Origin of the sequence: Acinetobacter sp. CFCC 11171 (assembly GCF_003268405.1) — a bacterium.
GTDB lineage: Bacteria > Pseudomonadota > Gammaproteobacteria > Pseudomonadales > Moraxellaceae > Acinetobacter > Acinetobacter amyesii.
Genome location: NZ_LQXP01000109.1, coordinates 1 through 739, shown reverse-complemented (window position 1 = coordinate 739; position 739 = coordinate 1). Strand labels below are relative to the sequence as shown.

Annotated in this window: 1 protein-coding gene; it reads left to right on the top strand. The window is 43.7% G+C overall.

Annotated features, from left to right (window positions below; all coding sequences use genetic code 11):
• Positions 1-739, top strand: a 739-nt coding sequence (locus AVJ20_RS18080) for an FAD-dependent oxidoreductase (RefSeq protein ID WP_162689818.1), incomplete at both ends; no start/stop codon positions are given.

Genomic DNA, 739 nt, shown 5'->3' with positions numbered 1-739 from the left:
CTGCAATCTATGCAGCACGTAAAGGCATTAAAACCGGTATCGTGGCTGAACGCATGGGCGGTCAGGTCATGGATACCATGGACATTGAAAACTTCACGTCGATTCAAAAGACACAAGGTCCTAAGTTTGCTGCTGAAATGGAAGCACATGTACGTGAGTACGGTGTGGACATCATGAACTTGCAACGTGTATCTGACATCAAAGGTGCAGATGAAACAGCCAATGGCTTGGTTGAAGTGACTTTAGAGAATGGTGCAAAACTTGAATCTAAAACAGTGATTCTTTCAACAGGTGCACGCTGGAGAGAAATGAACGTTCCGGGTGAACAAGAATACCGTACTCGTGGTGTTGCATACTGTCCACACTGTGACGGTCCATTGTTTAAAGGTAAACGTGTTGCAGTGATCGGTGGTGGTAACTCAGGTGTCGAAGCGGCGATTGACCTTGCTGGTATTGTAGAACATGTAACACTTGTTGAGTTTGATACTAAGCTTCGTGCTGACCAAGTCCTTCAAGACAAGTTAAACAGCTTACCGAATACCACTGTGATCATGAATGCATTGTCTACAGAAGTGGTCGGTGATGGTTCACAAGTGACTGCATTGAACTACAAAGACCGTGCAACTGATGAAATCAAAACGATTGAATTGGCAGGTATCTTTGTACAAATCGGTTTGTTACCAAACACTGATTTCTTAAAAGAAACAGCAGTTGAACTTTCAAACCGTGGTGAGATCGT